Origin of the sequence: Micromonospora sp. NBRC 101691 (genome assembly GCF_030269285.1) — a bacterium.
In the GTDB taxonomy this organism is placed as follows: Bacteria; Actinomycetota; Actinomycetes; order Mycobacteriales; family Micromonosporaceae; genus Micromonospora; species Micromonospora echinospora.
Genome location: NZ_BSTB01000009.1, coordinates 193,209 through 209,162 on the forward strand (window position 1 = coordinate 193,209; position 15,954 = coordinate 209,162).

A 15,954-nucleotide genomic window follows, 5' to 3' on the forward strand; every position below is an offset into this window, starting at 1 on the left:
ACGGATCAGAGCTCGGCGATCCGCCCGTCGTCGACGTGCAGCCGCCGGTTGGTCTCGATCGCCGCCAGCATCCGCCGGTCGTGGGTGACCAGCAGCATCGTGCCGGGGTAACCCGCCAACGCCGACTCCAACTGCTCGATCGCGGGCAGGTCCAGGTGGTTGGTCGGCTCGTCCAGCACGAGCAGGTTCACCCCGCGTCCCTGAAGCAGCGCGAGCGCCGCCCGGGTCCGCTCGCCGGGGGAGAGGGTCGCCGCCGGCCGCAGCACGTGGTCGGCGCGCAGGCCGAACTTGGCCAGCAGGGTCCGCGCGTCCGCCGGTGCCATCTCCGGTACGGCGGCCCGGAAGGCGTCCAGCAGCGGCTCGTCGCCGACGAAGAGTCCCCGGGCCTGGTCGACCTCGCCGACCACCACGCCGGGCCCGAGCGAGGCGTGCCCGGACTCCAGCGGCACCCGACCGAGCAGCGCCGCGAGCAGGGTCGACTTGCCCGACCCGTTCGCCCCGGTCACCGCCACCCGGTCGGCCCAGTCGACCTGGAGGGTCACCGGGCCGAGGGTGAAACCGCCCCGGCGTACCACGGCGTCGCGGAGCGCGGCCACGACGGCCCCGGCGCGGGGCGCGGCGGCGATCTCCATCCGCAGCTCCCACTCCTTGCGCGGCTCCTCGACCACCTCCAGCCGCTCGATCAGCCGTTCCGTCTGCCGGGCCTTCGCCGCCTGCTTCTCGGAGGACTCGGACCGGAACTTCCGGCCGATCTTGTCGTTGTCGGTGGCCTTGCGCCGGGCGTTGCGTACGCCCTTGTCCATCCAGGACCGCTGGGTGCGGGCCCGTTCCTCCAACCCGGCACGGGTCTCGGCATACTCCTCGTACTCGGCGCGGGCGTGCCGGCGGGCCACCTCGCGCTCCTCCAGGTACGCGGCGTAGCCACCGCCGTAGTGCCGGACCTGCTGCTGGTGCAGGTCCAGCTCCAGGATTCGGGTGACCGTGCGGGTCAGGAACTCGCGGTCGTGGCTGACCAGCACCGTGCCGGCCCGCAGCCCGGTGACGAACTCCTCCAGCCTCGCCAGTCCGGCCAGGTCGAGGTCGTTGGTCGGCTCGTCGAGCAGGAAGACGTCGTACCGGCTGAGCAGCAGCGAGGCCAGCCCGGCGCGGGCCGCCTGCCCGCCGGAGAGCCCGGTCATCGGGTGGTCCAGGTCGACGCCGAGCCCCAGGTCGGCAGCCACCTGACCGGCCCGCTCGGGCAGGTCGGCGCCGCCGAGGGCGAGCCACCGCTCCAGCGCCTCGGCGTACGCGTCGTCGGCACCGGCCGCCCCCGCCGTCAGCGCCTCGGTCGCCGCGTCCAGCGCGGCCTGCGCGGCGGTCACCCCGGTCCGGCGGGCCAGGAAGTCGCGGACCGACTCGTCGGGGCGGCGTTCCGGCTCCTGCGGCAGGTGGCCGACGTTCGCGGTGGGCGGGCTCAGCGTGACGCCGCCGGCTTCCACCGCCTGCAACCCGGCGAGGGTACGCAGCAGCGTCGACTTGCCGGCTCCGTTCACCCCGACCAGGCCGACCACGTCCCCGGGGGCCACCACCAGGTCGAGTCCGGTGAAGAGCAACCGGTCGCCGTGCCCGGCGGAGAGGTCCTTGACGATCATCGTGGCGCTCATCAGGAGTCGAAGCCTAGCCCTCCGGCCCCCCGTGGACCGAACGCATTCGGCAGACTGGCGCGCGTGGTGACCACGTTGGCGATCGACTGCGGTGGCGGCGGCATCAAGGGAACGGTGCTCGACGAGGCGGGGACGATGCGCGCCCGGCCGTTGCGGGTGCCCACGCCGTACCCGCTGCCGCCGAGCCTCTTCGTCCGGACGCTGCTGGACCTCGCCGGGCGGCTGCCCGCCGCCGACCGGCTGACCGTGGGCCTGCCCGGGATGCTCCGGCACGGGGTGGTGGTGGCCACCCCGCACTACGTCACCCGGTCCGGGCCACGCTCCCGGGTCGATCCGGGACTGCTCGCCGAGTGGACCGGGTACGACGCGCGTACCGCGCTCGCCGACGCCTTCGGCGTGCCGGCGCTGGTGCTCAACGACGCCGAGGTGCACGGTGCCGGGGTGGTCGCCGGCAGCGGTTGCGAGCTGGTGCTGACCCTCGGCACCGGGCTCGGCTGCGCCCTCTTCGACGGCGGGGTGCTCGCCCCGCACCTGGAACTGTCCCAGGCACCGGTGCGCTGGGGGATGACCTACGACACCTACGTCGGCGAGCCGGAGCGCCGCCGGCTGGGCGACGGCTTCTGGTCCCGCCGGGTCCGGCAGGTGGTCGACGGGCTGCGGCCGGTGTTCCGCTGGGACCGGCTCTACCTGGGTGGCGGCAACTCCCGACTGATCCGGCCGGAGCAGCTCGCGCGGATGGGCGAGGACGTGGTGGTCGTGCCGAACACCGCCGCGCTGGTCGGTGGGGTCCGGGCCTGGCAGCTCACCCCGCCGGTCTCCGTTGACGGGCGTCCGGGCGGCTGACCGGCCGGGAACACTCGCCACCCCTGCGGTGTTTGTGCGAGCGTCGGACGAGGAGCGGACGGCGGGACACGAGGGGGTGGGTCGAATGGACTTCCTGGCGGAGTACCGGCGGGCGACGATGTTCTTCGAGGCCGGGGACCCGACCGGAGCGGCCCGACTGTTGGAGCCGATCGTGGCGGCCGAGCCCGGCAACGCCTCGGTGCGGCAGCTGCTGGCCCGCGCGTACTTCCAGTCGGCCCAGCTCGGCCGGGCCGAGGAGCAGCTTCGGGTGCTGGTCGACCAGGACCCGAGCGACCACTACGCGCACCACGTGCTGGGCCGGACCCTGGAGCGGCTGAACCGTCCGGTCGACGCGCTGCGGCACCTGCGGATCGCCGCCGCGATGCACTCGGCCAACGACGACTACCGCAAGGCCCTGCAACGGGTCGAGACCCGGGTCGGCAGCCCGCGCTGACCCCCTGCGGCCCGGCGGCTTCCCGTACCGACACGGGAAGCCGCCGGGCCGCCGCAGGAAACCCGCCGACCTACCATGGCCGGCATGGGAGCCGACCTGCCGGTCGGGCACGCGCCACGGTCACGTGGCGCGTCCGGCCGGCGGGCGGCACGACACTCGACCGGGGCGCGGCATGAAACTCAAGCTGGACCTGCACGACATCTTCAACAAGGGCCACGACATCGACCGGGCGCTGCGCGGGATCATGGACGAGGCGGTGGCGAAGAAGGCCACCCTGGTCGAGATCATCCCGGGCAAGGGCTCCGGCCAGCTCAAGAAGCGGGTGCTGCGGTTCCTCGACCAGAAGGACGTCAAACAGCTCTACCACCGGGTCGAGAAGGACTCCAAGAACTTCGGCCGCCTCTTCGTCCACTTCCGCTGGAAGTAGTAGCCCCGGTTCCGCCGGGGACGGTCCCGGCACGGCTGCTGACCTGAATCCCAGCCCGCCTACCGGGCGCTGGCGGCGACCATTCCTGTGGTGACCGGGGAGGGCCGGAAGCCCTTGACGATCAGGTAGACGCCCAACGAGAACTCCCACACCGCGATGGGGAGGGCCGCGACCGCCACCACCGGCGACAGCCGGTCCCAGAGGCCGAACAGTATGCCGACGTCGGAAACGACGAGCAGGGGCGCTCCGACCAGCCCGAGCACGGGAAGAACCCGCGGCACGAGGCGTGACTGGTACAGCAGGGAACCCAGCAGCAGGGCGTTCACGGCCGGAATGAAGCCCTGGCTGAGCAGGAAGATCGAGTCGTAGAAGGCGACCAGCGCCTGGCCGGTGACCAACGCTTCCGCTCCGGCGTCGGCCCGCTTCAGGGCCACGACCGTCAGGAGGCTCCCGACGCCGACGAAGATGCAGGCGGCTTCGAGGACCCGGGCGGTGACGAGGCCCAGCGCTCGGGTTTCGCCCTGCCGCCTGAGCACCGGGTACAGCACGACGGCGGTGCCGATGCAGGCGAGGGCGACGATCACTTCGAGGATTCCACCGATGACGACCGGGGTCTCCGGCGTGGAGCCGACGACGAAGTCCGCGTCGCGCACCGGTTCGTACAGGGCGAGGGTCGGAATCGAGGCGAAGGTGAGCACGTAGAACCCGCCCGCGACCAGCGCGGTCCTCCTCAGTGGGTCCATCGGGCCCCTTTCCCGCTCAATCGACGATGGTCATGCCGTCACCCTCCTGTGCTTCGGTGCGATGGCGAATCGGCCGCTCGGCCAATTCGCGTGGGCGCAATCCTGGCCGGCGCAAAATGCGGCATCCTGGCCTCTCCGCGCAGGGTGATCGCCCAAGATGCCGCATGTTCAGTCGATCAGTTCGCTGGGTCAGAGGTGGTGGGTCTGGGCCACCGCGAGCATCTCGGAGGTGTGGGAGCCGACGACGCCGACGTCGGGCGGGCGGGGACGGAAGCCGGGCAGCCCGTCGAGGCCGTCGCTGGCGTCCATGGCGCGCAACGCCACCCGCTCCGCCTTCGGCGTGACGGTGAGCGTGATCTCCAGGCCCTCCGGCGGTGGGGCGTGGAAGACGAGGCCGACGTCCCACCGCTGTTCGTCGGCGATCCGGTCGACCGGCACCGGTCGGCCGCCGACCACCATCGACCGAACGGTGGCCGTGCCGGCGTCCACGTGCAGCGTGGTCAGGCGCACCTGCCGTTGCGGCGTGAGCCGCAGCCGCAGGGTGCGCTCGGTGCCGGAACGGGTGTCGGCGAGCACCTCGACCTTCGGCGCGGGCAGGTCGGCCCGGGGTGCGGGCCCGGCTCGCAGTTCCGTGTCACCGAGGCCGGGGAACTCGTCGTCGACGCGTTCGGTCCCGTCGACGTAACCGTCGGTCCAGGGCTGCGGGTCGGTCTCGTGGCTGAGCCAGCGCGCCTGCCCGGTGCCGGCGTCGAGGGCGTACATCAGGTGGGTCGGGATCGGGTGGGCGGCGTCGAAACGGTCCACGGCCAGGCCGACCCCGGCGAAGACCAGCGCGGCGACCGTCGCGGCCAGCGCCGGCAGCGCGCCCCGGCGACGGGCCCGCGCGGCGGCCATGCCGCGTTCGCCGCCGGCCTGCGGGTGCAGCAGGTCCACCACGGGCAGCGCGGCGAATCCGAGCAGCGTCGCGAAGAGCGCGGCGACCGCGCCCATTCCCATTCCGAGCGCCGGGAAGAGCAGCACCACCGTGGGGAGCAGGACCAGCACCCCCACCGCCGCCGCGAGGGTCACCGCGACCACCGGTCCGGGGCCGTCGATCCGGGTGGCCAGGGCCACCAGGCCGGCGAGCGCGCCGGCCAGGGCGGGCAGGGTGGCCAGGTACGACCCGCCGGGCGCGACCACGGCGAGCAGCACGCCGAACAGGGCGAGCCAGCCCAGTCCGCCGACCGCCAGCGCGGCCGGGCCGACCGCGCGGCGGGTCAGCGCGTACCAGCCGAAGAGGACGGCGGCGGCGAGCGCCACCACCGCCAGGCGGTACCACCCCGGCCGGTACGGGTCGAGCAGTTCGGCGTAGCCGGGGCGGACGGCGAGCACCGCCGTCCAGAGCAGCCAGGCGGCGAGCGGGGCGGCGACGAGCGGCACCGCCGCCAGCCCGAAGCCGGCGGCGAGCCGGGGCAGGCTGGCCCGGCCCTGTCGGCGGGCCGCCCAGCCGAGCGCGGCGACGGCCAGCAGCCCGGCCAGGGCCAGCGGCCAGGTCAGCCAGCCGGGGTACCGGACCAGGCCGCCGGGCACCGGGAAGTACGTGGCGTCGTGCGCGGCGTCCAGGGTGTCCAGATCGGTCCGGCCGAACTCCCGGGCCAGCGCGAGCACGTTGTCGCCGTGGTGCTGGAGGCTGCGCCGGTCCATCGACTCCGCGGTGTCCAGCGGGGTGTGGTAGATCGCCCCGCCGTCCAGGTACGCCGAGTTCAGCCCGACGAAGTCCTCGTCGAGAAAGGCGGTGAAGTCGGTGTCGTTGGGCAGCAGCCGGTAGACCTCCACCGCGAACGAGGTGCCCACCGGGTGCGGGGCGGCCCGGCCGAAGGCGCCCACCAGGGCGGCGTTGCGCCGGGAGGTCTCGAACATGATCACGGGACCGGTCCGGCCGCGCGCCTCCAGGTTGAGCACCACCCCGCCGTCGGCGGCCAGCGGGTGCTCGGCGGCGAACGCGGCGGCCCCGCAGAGGCACGCCTCCTCCGCGTCGGTGAGTACGAAGACGATGTCGTTGCGGGGCCGGGGGCCGGTGGTCAGCGCCCGGGCCGCCTCCAGGATCGCCGAGGTGCCGGCGGCGTCGTCGTTGCCGCCCGGCCCGGACTGCACCGAGTCGTAGTGCGCCACCAGGAAGACGCGACCGGTCGGGTCGGTGCCGGGGAGTCGGGCCACCACGTTGCGGACCCGGGCCAGCGTGGTGCCGCCGGCGGCCCCGCTGAGCTGCCCGGCCTCCGGTGCGATCGTGTCCTGCACCGACGTCTCCAGGCCGAGCCCGCGCAGGGTCTGCTCCAGGTGCGCCCGGACCCGGTCGTTGGCCGGGCTGCCGGCGGCGTGGGTCTCGGCGGCCACCACCTTCACGTGCTCGTACGCCCGGGTGGCGCTGAACTCGGCGGCCGGCGCGTCGGCCGGGGCCGGTGCGGGCGTTCGCAGGTCGAACAGGGTGCCGGCGGCGACCGCGACGAGTGCGGCGAGCGCGGCCACGGCGGCGGCCGGTCGGCGGCGCGGCCGGGCCAGCGCCCGGTCGGCGGCGGGGGTGGCGGACGGTGCGCCCACTGGGGTCTCCTCGCGGGTGGGGCCGGGGGTGGCACCATCCTGCCTCTCCCGCGCGTCCGGCGGGGGACGTGATCGTCCGGTCCGGGCGGTGACCGGGTCGGCGCGGCCCGTGGGAGCGTGCCCGGTCCGTCCGGTCGGTCGACGACCGGTCACTGCGGGCGGTGCCCTTTTTGCCCGCTGCTGCGTAGTGACCGACCCCATCTCCGCCCGTGCCGTGGCCGTCGTGTTGTGTGCGACCGTTGTCTAATACAGGATCAGCAGGGCACTCGGAAGGAGCCCGACATCAGTAGTGAGCTTCCGCGTCTCGCGGCGGTGACCCGGTCCGTGCCGGGGACGGGGCTGCCCCGTTCCACCGTCGCGCCGCTGGCGTATCCGCACGGTGGCCTCGGCCGGCACCCGGCGCTGCCGCCCGGCGACCGGATGCGGGTCCTGCTGGTCGAGGACGACGAGGGAGACGCGTTCCTCGTCGGGGAACTGCTCGCCGAGACCAACTCGATGATCGAACTGCTGGTCGCCACGAGCCTGAGCGAGGCCCGGCAGCGGGTGGTCGGGGTCGACTGCGTCCTGCTGGACCTCGGCCTGCCCGACGCCCAGGGGATCGACGGCCTGCGCCAGGTCCTCGACATGGCCGGCGGCGCGGCGGTCTGCGTGCTCACCGGTCGCTCCGACGAGCACCTGGGCATCGTCGCGGTCGCCGAGGGCGCGCAGGACTACCTGGTCAAGGGCACCGTCGACGGCGTCCTGCTGACCCGCGCGCTGCGCTACGCCGTCGAGCGGAAGCGGGCCGACGAGAACGCCCGCCGACTCCGCGAGTTCGAGTTGCGGCAGGCCGAGTCGGCCCGCCTGGAACGTGGCCTGCTGCCGACGCCGCTTCTGATGGAGCGCGACCGGATCGCCGTGCACACCTTCTACCGCCCGGGCCGGCACGCCGCCCTGATCGGCGGCGACTTCTACGACGTGGTGCAGACCCGGCCGGGGCGGATCGACCTGATCGTCGGGGACGTCTGCGGACACGGCGTGGACGAGGCGGCGCTCGGAGTGGAACTGCGGGTGGCGTGGCGTGCGCTGATCCTCGCCGGGGTGCCCGACGACGAGGTGCTGCCCGCCCTGGAACAGGTGCTGATGAGCGAACGCCGGCTCCAGGAGATCTTCGCGACCGTCGCCACCACGCGGCTGGACCTGGACGCCAACCGGGCGACCGTACGGTTGGCGGGGCACCCGCCGCCACTGCTGATCGCCGGGGGTGAGGTCGCGCCGGTGCCCGCCCCGGGCGGTCTGCTCCTCGGGGTGCGCCCCCGCCGGCCCGTTGCCTTCGACCTGGAGTTTCCCACCGATGACTGGTCCCTGCTGATGTACACCGACGGGCTCATCGAGGGGCGCGTGGGCAACGGTGAGGAGCGGCTCGACGTGCCGGGGCTGAGCGCGCTGGTCGGCGAGCCGGCCACCCGGACCGTGCCGCTACCCGAGCTGCCGGGCTGGCTCGTCGGCCAGGCGGAGGAGATCAACGGTGGCCCGCTCGCCGACGACGTGGCGATGCTGCTGGTCAGCCGGGGCGGTGGCCGGTGAACGCCGTCACGCGGGGGTGGACGCTGCGCCGGCGGGTGGTCACCCTGCTGACCGTGGTCGGTGTGCTGCTGGTCGGCCTGGCCGCCGCCGAGGCGGCGGTGGCCGCGCGGAACCGGGCCCACACGGACGCGGTGCTGACCGAGACCGGTCCGCTGCGGGTCCAGGCGCAGGAGCTGTTCAACGCGCTGCTCGACCAGGAGACCGCCGTCCGCGGGTACGCGGTCAGCGGCGACCGCCAGGATCTTCTGCCGTACGAGAGCGGTGTCGAGCAGGAGCGGGACCGGATCGAGTCGATGGGCCGGCTCGCCGGGGACTACCCGGCGGTCCGGGGGGAGCTGGACGCCGTCCGCGTTCAGGCGGAGCGGTGGCGGCAGGCGGTGGCCGTACCGGTGATCACGGCGGTCGACCAGGACGGCACCCAGGCGGCCCAGAGCCTGATCAACGACCGGACCCGGCAGGAGTTCGACCAGATCCGCGGCTCGATGTCGCGGCTGGAGGCGGAGATCCTCGCCGAGCGGAACGCCAACGAGCGGAACATCCGGCGGACCGGCAACCTGCTGGTCGTCCTGCTGATCATCGCGGCGCTGGTGGTGGTCGTGGCCGGCGCGGTCCTGCTGGTCTCGCTGGAGCGCATGGTCGTCCGACCGCTCACCGGTCTGGCCGGTCAGGTGCGGGAGGTGGCCGAGGGCGACTACCAGCACGAGATCAGCGGGTCCGGGCCACCGGAGTTCCAACAGCTCGCCGACGACGTCGAGGCGATGCGGCGCAAGATCGCCAAGGATCTCGCCGAGGTGCGGGAGGCGCGGGAGCGGATCGAGTGGGTCAACACGCAGCTCCAGAAGCAGGCCGAGGAGTTGGTGCGGTCCAACCGTGACCTGGAGCAGTTCGCGTACGTGGCGTCGCATGATCTTCAGGAGCCGTTGCGGAAGGTGGCGAGTTTCTGCCAGTTGCTCCAGCGTCGGTACGCGGGGCAGCTCGACGAGCGTGCCGACCAGTACATCGGTTTCGCGGTGGACGGGGCGCAGCGGATGCAGCGTCTGATCAACGATCTGTTGGCGTTCTCCCGGATCGGTCGTCTGACGACGGGGTTCACCGAGGTGGACCTGGATCGGGTGATGGCGGAGGTGGCCGGGCAGACGGAGGTGGCCCGGCAGCAGGCCGGTGCGGAGTTGACGTGGTCGGAGTTGCCGACCATCCGGGGCGAGGAGCCGTTGCTGACGAACCTGCTGGCCAATCTGGTCAGCAACTCGGTGAAGTTCCGGCGGCCGGACGTGCCGCCGAGGGTGCACGTCTCGGCGCGTCTGGTGGACGGCGAGTGGGAGGTCACCTGTCGGGACAACGGTATCGGGATCGAGCCGGAGTTCGCGGACAAGATCTTCGTGATCTTCCAGCGGTTGCACTCGAAGGACGCCTACCCGGGCACGGGCATCGGCCTGGCGATCGTCAAGAAGATCGTCGAGTACCACGGGGGTCGGGTCTGGGTCGACACCGACACCGAGGAGGGCACCGCCATCCGGTTCACCCTCCCGGCGCTGCCCGAGGACGTCGAGGCCGCCCGCGCGGCGGCCGACGAGCGGGACGGGGACGCCGACGCGACCGGGGGCGACGCGCCGGCCGGGAGCACCGACGCGGAGACGGGCCCGGAGAGTGCCCGGCCCGCCGACATCAATGGAACGGCAACGACCGGGCCGGCCGACGACACCGCTCGGGACGCTGACGACCAGCGTCCGGACCAGGCGACGAGCGGCAGGACGGCTGGTACGAAGGAGACAGTGCGATGACCGCTCCGGCGGACGGCAGAAGCCCGATCGAGGTCCTCCTCGTCGAGGACGACCCCGGCGACGTGTTGATGACCCAGGAGGCGTTCGAGGAGCACAAGCTCCGCAACCGGCTGACTGTCGTCTCCGACGGCGCCGAGGCGCTCGCCTACCTGCGGCGTGAGGGCCAGTACGCCGACGCGGTGACGCCGGACCTGATCCTGCTCGACCTCAACCTGCCCCGCCGCGACGGCCGGGAGGTGCTGGAGGAGATCAAGCGGGACGAGGTGCTCTGCCGGATCCCGGTGGTGGTGCTCACCACCTCCCAGGCCGACGAGGACATCCTCCGCAGCTACCAGCTGCACGCGAACGCGTACGTGACCAAGCCGGTCGACTTCGAGCGGTTCATCTCGGTGGTCCGGCAGATCGACGAGTTCTTCGTCAGCGTGGTCAAGTTGCCGCCGCGTGGTTGACGACACCCTGCTCGACGACGTCGGTGGCCTGCTCCGCGAGGCCGCCGAGCAGATCGTCGTGCCGCTGTTCCGGCGTCTCGACGCCCACGAGATCACCGAGAAGGCCCCGGGCGACGTGGTGACCGTCGCCGACCAGCGGGCCGAGGAGATGATCTCCGAGGGGCTGCTCCGGTTGCGTCCCGGCTCGGTGGTGGTCGGCGAGGAGGCCGTCGCCGCCGACCCCGCGCTCCTGGCGCACCTGCGCGGAACGGGGGACGTCTGGCTGGTCGACCCGGTCGACGGCACCGCCAACTTCGCCTCCGGGCAGCGGCCGTTCGCCCTGATGGTGGCCCTGCTGACCGAGGGCGAACCGGCGGCGTCCTGGATCCTCGACCCGCTTGCCGACAACCTGGCCGTGGGCCGGGCCGGCGCGGGCGTACGTCTGGACGGCCGGACGGTCGACACGGCCGGTCGGGTGCCGCCCCTCGGCGAGCTGCGTGGCGCGTCGATGAGCCACTACCTGCCACCGCCGCTGCGGTCCCGGGCGACGGCCGGCGGCCGGCGGCTCGGCGAGGTTCTCCCCGGCCAGCACTGCGCCGGCCGGGAGTACCTCGACGTGCTCGCCGGCACACAGCACTTCGTGCTCTTCTGGCGGACGTTCCCGTGGGACCACGTGCCGGGCGCGCTGCTGGTCCGGGAGGCCGGCGGGGTGGTCCGCCGGTTCGACGGCACCGACTACCACCCGGCCGTCGACGACCACGGGCTGCTGGTGGCCGCGAACGAGCAGGTCTGGGACGCGGTGCACGCCGCGTTGCTCGCCGACTGAGACCCCCCGTCGGGGCGGCCGTCCGGGTCGTCACCGGCTCGGCCGGCGGCCGGCGGTCCGGTATTGTGACCGGCGGTCCACGCCGAGGACGCGCCCGGGGCCGGGCCGCGTCCCGGCTGACGAGAGGACATCGCTTTCGTGCGCAGGACGGCTCTCCACCGGTGTCGTGGCCTCCGGCCGCTGGTCGCACTGCTCGCCGTGGTGGCGCTCGTGCTCGGCGGGGCCGCCCCCGCCCACGCCGAGCCGGCCGAGGGCGGCACCAAGGCGCTCCGGGACGCGCTGGAGGCCAGCGCCAAGGGCCACATCGAGGCCACCGCCAAGCTGGAGAACTCCAAGAAGCGGCAGGCCCTGCTCACCACCGAGCTGAAGAACATCGAGGCCCGACTGGTCGGACTGACCGCCCAGGTGACCAAGGTGGCCGTCCAGTCGTACAAGCAGGGGCGGCTGACCGCCACCGGGCTGCTGTTGCAGAGCAGCGCGCCGGAGACGTTCCTCCAGCGGGCCGCCGAACTCGACGTGATGGCCCAGCGGGACGCCCAGCGACTGCGGGCGCTCGCCGAGGAACGCAGCCGGGCCGACCGGGCCAAGCTGGCCATCGACGCCGAGGTCCGCGAGCAGCTCAAGCAGGTCAACCAGCTGGCCAAGAAGAAGCGGGAGGCCGAACGGGCGCTCGCCGCGGTCAGCTCCGGGCCCAGCAGCGGCTTCGGCAGCGGCGGGTCCGCCAACGCCCGGCCGGCGCCACGCAACCCGGACGGTTCCTGGCCGTCCGAGTCCTGCTCGGTGAACGACCCGACCACCTCGGGCTGCATCACCGCGCGCACGCTCAACGCCCTCCAGCAGGCCCAGGCAGCCGGCTACAAGCGACACGTCTCCTGCTTCCGCAGCGGCGGATCGGGCGAGCACCCCAAGGGGCGGGCGTGTGACTTCTCCGCCGCCACGAACGGCTTCAAGGACGAGACGGCCACCGGCGGCGACAAGGACTACGGTGACCGGCTCGCCGCCTGGTACGTCCGCAACGCCAGCCGACTCGGCGTGCTCTACGTCATCTGGTACCGGCAGATCTGGCACCCGGGCACCGGCTGGCAGGCGTACGGCGGCCGGGGCAGCCCCGCCGCCGACCACACGAACCACGTTCATCTCTCCATGTACTGACCGCCCCTACCAGGAACGCTGCGTACCATCGCAGCGGTGAGCTCCCCGAAGTCCCCCGTCGACGTCGACGTCACCCCGCCCGCGCCGGTCCCGGTCCGGGCGCTGCCCACCGGTCTCGCCGCGTTCCTGGTCTTCTTCTCCAGCGGGGCCGTGCTGGTCCTGGAGACCGTGGCCCTGCGTCTGGTCGGCCCGTACGTCGGGGTCACCCTCCAGGTCACCAGTTCGGTGATCGGGATCGCGCTGGCCGCCATCGCGTACGGGGCGTGGGCCGGCGGCTGGCTCGCCGACCGACGGGACCCGCGTCCCCTGCTCGCCCCGGCGCTGGTGCTGTCCGGCATCGCCACCGCGGTCACCCTGCCCGTGGTCCGGTACGCCGGCGAGGTGCTGCGCGGCAGCGCGGCGAGCGCGATCCTGCTGCTCGTCGCGGCGGCCGTCTTCGTGCCGGCGGCACTGCTGTCGGCGGTCACCCCGCTGGTGGTGAAACTCCAGCTCGGCGACCTGCGCCGAACCGGGCAGGTGGTCGGGCGGCTCTCCGGCATCGGCACCCTCGGCGGCATCACCGCCACCCTCGCCACCGGATTCGTCCTGGTGGCGGCCCTGCCCAGTTCGGTCATCATGCTGGGGCTGGCGGTGGCGCTCGGGGTGAGCGGGATCGCCCTCGGGATCTACCTGTACCGGCAGGACCGCACCGGGCTGCCCGGCCCGCCCCGCGCCCGCGCCGCCGTGGTGGTGCTCGGGTTGGCCGGGGCGGGCCTGGCCGCCGTCGCGCCGGACCCGTGCGACCTGGAGACCGCGTACCACTGCGCGTCGGTGGAGGTGGACGGCAGCCGGCCGACCGGTCGGACGCTGCTGCTGAACTCCGCCCAGCACTCGTACGTCGACCTGGCCGACCCCACGTACCTGAAGTTCGAGTACACCCAGTGGATCGGGGCGGTCGCCGACGTGGCGGCCCCGACCGGGCAGCGGATGGACGCGCTGCACGTCGGCGGCGGTGGCTTCACCATGCCCCGCTACCTGGCCGCCACCCGCCCCGGCACCGACAACCTGGTCTTCGAGATCGACGGGGGACTGGTCGACCTCGGTCGGTCCGACCTGGGCCTGCGTACCGGGCCGGACATGCGGGCCGAGGTCGGCGACGCCCGGATGCTGGTCGCCGGGGAGCCCGCCGCCAGTCGGGACCTCGTGGTGGGAGACGCCTTCGGACACCTGGTGGTGCCGTGGCACCTGGCGACCCGGGAGATGGCCGCCGAGATCCGCCGGGTGCTCCGTCCCGGCGGGCTCTACGTGCAGAACGTCATCGACTACCCGCCGATGCGGTTCATCCGTGCCGAGGTGGCCACCGTGGCCGCCGAGTTCCGGCACGTGGCGTTGGTCGCCCCGCCGGCCGCGCTGCGCGGCGAGTACGGGGCCAACTTCCTCATCGTCGCCTCGGACGAGCCACTGCCGCTGGCCGCCACCGAGGAACGGCTCGCCACGCTCGACGAGCCGACCCGGCTGCTGTCCGGTGCCGACCTGACCGCGTTCGTCGATGACGCGCTGGTGCTGACCGACGACTACGCCCCGGTCGACCAGCTTCTCGCCACCGCCTGAGGATGGTGCCCCGGCAGGGCGTCCGCACCGCCCGATCGGTGGCGATGCTGACCGATTTTGCCGTGGTCGGTGTAACTATCCGGCCGGTCGGGCAACAGTTGTTGCCATGGGCGGTGGGGTCGGCAAGGGCGCGCAACTTCTCGGTGACCGGTACCGGTTGATCGAACAGCTCGGCGCGGGCGGCATGTCCGTGGTCTGGCGGGGCTACGACGAGGTGCTCGGCCGTCAGGTGGCGGTCAAGGTGCTCGCCTCGCGGCTGGCCAGCGACCGGGCCTTCCGGCACCGGATCCGCACCGAGGCGCAGGCTTCCGCCCGGCTGGTCCACCCGCACATCACCAACGTCTACGACTACGGCGAGTCGGAGCAGGTCGGACTGACCGTCCCGTACGTGGTCATGGAGCTGGTCGACGGTCCGCCGCTGACCGCCCGGCTCGGCCGGGACCGGCAACTGCCCTGGCGGGAGGCGGTGACCATCGCCGCCGAGACGTCCGCCGCCCTCTCCGCCGCACACGCCCGGGGCGTGGTGCACCGGGACGTCACCCCGGGGAACGTGATGCTCACCCCGACCGGCGTGAAGGTCGTCGACTTCGGCATCTCCGCCCTGGTCGGAGAGAGCGAGAAGGGGCCGGACGGCACGCTGCTCGGCACCCCGGCGTACGTCGCTCCGGAACGGCTCGACGGCGGTCCGGTCTCCCCGGCCACCGACGTGTACGCGGTCGGGCTGCTGCTGTACCGGATGCTGACCGGCCGGCTCCCCTGGCAGGCGAGCACCACCACCCAGATGCTCCGCGCCCACGTGCACGCCGACCCCGAGCCGATGCCACCGGTCTCCGGCCTGCCCGGCGACGTGGTCGAGCTGGTGCACCGCTGCCTGGCGAAGCGGCCCGAGGACCGACCGACAAGCGTCGAGCTGGCCCGTACCCTCGCCGAGGCGGCCGGGGTGGCCGCCGCCCTGCCGGTGTCGCCGGCCGGCCCGTCGGACGCGGCGCTGCTGGCCGCCGCGAACACCACGATCCTGCCCTGGTCGGCGGCGACCGACGCGCTGCCGCTGTCGCTGAGCAGGTCGCGGCGTGTGAAGGGCCGGCGACGGCGACAGGTGCAGGCGGGCGCGGTGGCGGCCGGCCTGCTCGCGGTGACCGGCGTGGTGTGGGGGATGAGCGCGCAGCAGCCGGCCAGCGGCGACCAGGTGAGCCCGGACAAGGCCCGGATGGGGCTGGACCGGACGGCGCCCTGCACGGTCGACTACGCGCTGCGCCGCGACGACGGTCGTACCTTCACCGCCGACGTGACCCTGACCAACACCGGCAGGACGGAGCTGCGGGACTGGACGATGCGGTTCACCCTGCCGGGCGACCAGACGGTCAGCGGCCCGGACCCGGCAACGGTCCGGCAGCAGGGGCGGACGGTCGAGGTGCTCCCGGCCGCCGGGCAGGCCGCACTGGCCCCCGGTGCCACCGAGAAGATCGCCCTGACCGGCCGGTACGCCGGGTCGAACCCGCTGCCGGTGCGGTTCGAACTCGGCACCGAGACCTGCGAGGTCCGGGTCGCCGGGGTGGCCGGTAGTTCGCCCACACCCAACCCGACGGTCGCCTCGGGCGGTGGCGCAACGCGGACCGGTGGCGCCACGACCACGTCCGGCACGAACACCCGCACCCGGGACTCGGGTGACGACGACGGGAACGACAAGGGCAAGGACAAAGGCAAGGACAAGGACAAGGACGGTGAGGGAAAAAAAGACGAAAGCCCGGAGCCGACGCCCCCGGTAACGGAACCGGACCCGGATCCGGAGCCAACTCCGGACGCAACCCCAAGTCCCGATGAGGACGACGACGGCGACGATGACGGGGGCGATGACGGGGGCGATGACGGGGACGACGACGGCGAGGACCCGGCCGAGGGGTGAGGACCGCCCCTCGCCGGTGAT

Annotated in this window: 13 protein-coding genes; 10 read left to right on the forward strand and 3 right to left on the reverse strand. The window is 73.4% G+C overall.

Annotation, left to right across the window (positions count from 1 at the left end):
* Positions 1-5: 5 nt before the first annotated feature.
* A complete protein-coding gene (locus QSK20_RS16705; RefSeq protein ID WP_285789503.1) occupies positions 6-1,643 on the reverse strand; it encodes an ABC-F family ATP-binding cassette domain-containing protein in 1,638 nt (545 codons plus the stop codon).
* Between the two features lie 63 nt (positions 1,644-1,706).
* On the opposite strand from QSK20_RS16705, the gene QSK20_RS16710 reads away from it, so the two are divergent.
* The 3 genes from QSK20_RS16710 to QSK20_RS16720 all read left to right on the forward strand — a co-directional run bounded on the left by QSK20_RS16710 (position 1,707) and on the right by QSK20_RS16720 (position 3,367).
* Positions 1,707-2,486 (forward strand): ROK family protein, encoded by a 780-nt coding sequence (locus tag QSK20_RS16710; RefSeq protein ID WP_285789504.1) that lies wholly within the window; start codon positions 1,707-1,709, stop codon positions 2,484-2,486.
* A gap of 85 nt (positions 2,487-2,571) precedes the next feature.
* A complete protein-coding gene (locus QSK20_RS16715) occupies positions 2,572-2,940 on the forward strand; it encodes a tetratricopeptide repeat protein (RefSeq protein WP_285789505.1) in 369 nt (122 codons plus the stop codon).
* A gap of 172 nt (positions 2,941-3,112) precedes the next feature.
* Positions 3,113-3,367, forward strand: a complete 255-nt coding sequence (locus tag QSK20_RS16720; RefSeq protein WP_013736060.1) for a Smr/MutS family protein — start codon at positions 3,113-3,115, stop codon at positions 3,365-3,367.
* A 59-nt stretch (positions 3,368-3,426) separates the two neighbouring features.
* Here QSK20_RS16720 and QSK20_RS16725 read toward each other — a convergent pair whose 3' ends face one another.
* Together QSK20_RS16725 and QSK20_RS16730 are read right to left on the reverse strand one after the other, a co-directional pair.
* A complete protein-coding gene (locus QSK20_RS16725; RefSeq protein WP_285789506.1) occupies positions 3,427-4,110 on the reverse strand; it encodes a DUF4386 domain-containing protein in 684 nt (227 codons plus the stop codon).
* 189 nt (positions 4,111-4,299) lie between these two features.
* Entirely contained in the window at positions 4,300-6,687 is a 2,388-nt protein-coding gene (locus tag QSK20_RS16730; protein ID WP_285789507.1) for a M28 family peptidase, read from the reverse strand.
* Between the two features lie 312 nt (positions 6,688-6,999).
* Between QSK20_RS16730 and QSK20_RS16735 the strand changes: the two genes are divergently transcribed.
* The 7 genes from QSK20_RS16735 to QSK20_RS16765 all read left to right on the forward strand — a co-directional run bounded on the left by QSK20_RS16735 (position 7,000) and on the right by QSK20_RS16765 (position 15,933).
* Entirely contained in the window at positions 7,000-8,253 is a 1,254-nt protein-coding gene (locus QSK20_RS16735) for a PP2C family protein-serine/threonine phosphatase (protein WP_502888914.1), read from the forward strand.
* Entirely contained in the window at positions 8,250-10,034 is a 1,785-nt protein-coding gene (locus QSK20_RS16740; RefSeq protein ID WP_285789508.1) for a sensor histidine kinase, read from the forward strand. Before QSK20_RS16735 ends, QSK20_RS16740 begins: the two co-directional genes overlap by 4 nt.
* Complete coding sequence (locus QSK20_RS16745; protein ID WP_145837041.1) at positions 10,031-10,483, forward strand: response regulator; 453 nt, start codon at positions 10,031-10,033, stop codon at positions 10,481-10,483. The genes QSK20_RS16740 and QSK20_RS16745 overlap by 4 nt, the downstream gene beginning before the upstream one ends.
* The gene (locus QSK20_RS16750) at positions 10,476-11,288 is read left to right on the forward strand and encodes an inositol monophosphatase family protein (RefSeq protein ID WP_285789509.1); all 813 of its coding nucleotides are present in this window, start codon (positions 10,476-10,478) and stop codon (positions 11,286-11,288) included. Before QSK20_RS16745 ends, QSK20_RS16750 begins: the two co-directional genes overlap by 8 nt.
* 138 nt (positions 11,289-11,426) lie before the next feature.
* Positions 11,427-12,440: a coiled-coil domain-containing protein gene (locus tag QSK20_RS16755; protein ID WP_502888915.1), complete on the forward strand. Its 1,014-nt coding sequence runs from the start codon at positions 11,427-11,429 to the stop codon at positions 12,438-12,440.
* Positions 12,441-12,476: 36 nt separating this feature from the next.
* The gene (locus tag QSK20_RS16760; RefSeq protein ID WP_285789510.1) at positions 12,477-14,030 is read left to right on the forward strand and encodes a fused MFS/spermidine synthase; all 1,554 of its coding nucleotides are present in this window, start codon (positions 12,477-12,479) and stop codon (positions 14,028-14,030) included.
* Between the two features lie 106 nt (positions 14,031-14,136).
* Entirely contained in the window at positions 14,137-15,933 is a 1,797-nt protein-coding gene (locus QSK20_RS16765; protein ID WP_285789511.1) for a serine/threonine-protein kinase, read from the forward strand.
* Positions 15,934-15,954 lie beyond the last annotated feature (21 nt).

What these genes read in the sequence shown, in the direction of transcription:
- QSK20_RS16705 (WP_285789503.1), bottom strand. Translation starts at nt 1,643, where the DNA reads ATGAGCGCCACGATGATCGTCAAGGACCTCTCCGCCGGGCACGGCGAC.
- QSK20_RS16715 (WP_285789505.1), top strand. Translation starts at nt 2,572, where the DNA reads ATGGACTTCCTGGCGGAGTACCGGCGGGCGACGATGTTCTTCGAGGCC.
- QSK20_RS16720 (WP_013736060.1), top strand. Translation starts at nt 3,113, where the DNA reads ATGAAACTCAAGCTGGACCTGCACGACATCTTCAACAAGGGCCACGAC.
- QSK20_RS16725 (WP_285789506.1), bottom strand. Translation starts at nt 4,110, where the DNA reads ATGGACCCACTGAGGAGGACCGCGCTGGTCGCGGGCGGGTTCTACGTG.
- QSK20_RS16745 (WP_145837041.1), top strand. Translation starts at nt 10,031, where the DNA reads ATGACCGCTCCGGCGGACGGCAGAAGCCCGATCGAGGTCCTCCTCGTC.
- QSK20_RS16765 (WP_285789511.1), top strand. Translation starts at nt 14,137, where the DNA reads ATGGGCGGTGGGGTCGGCAAGGGCGCGCAACTTCTCGGTGACCGGTAC.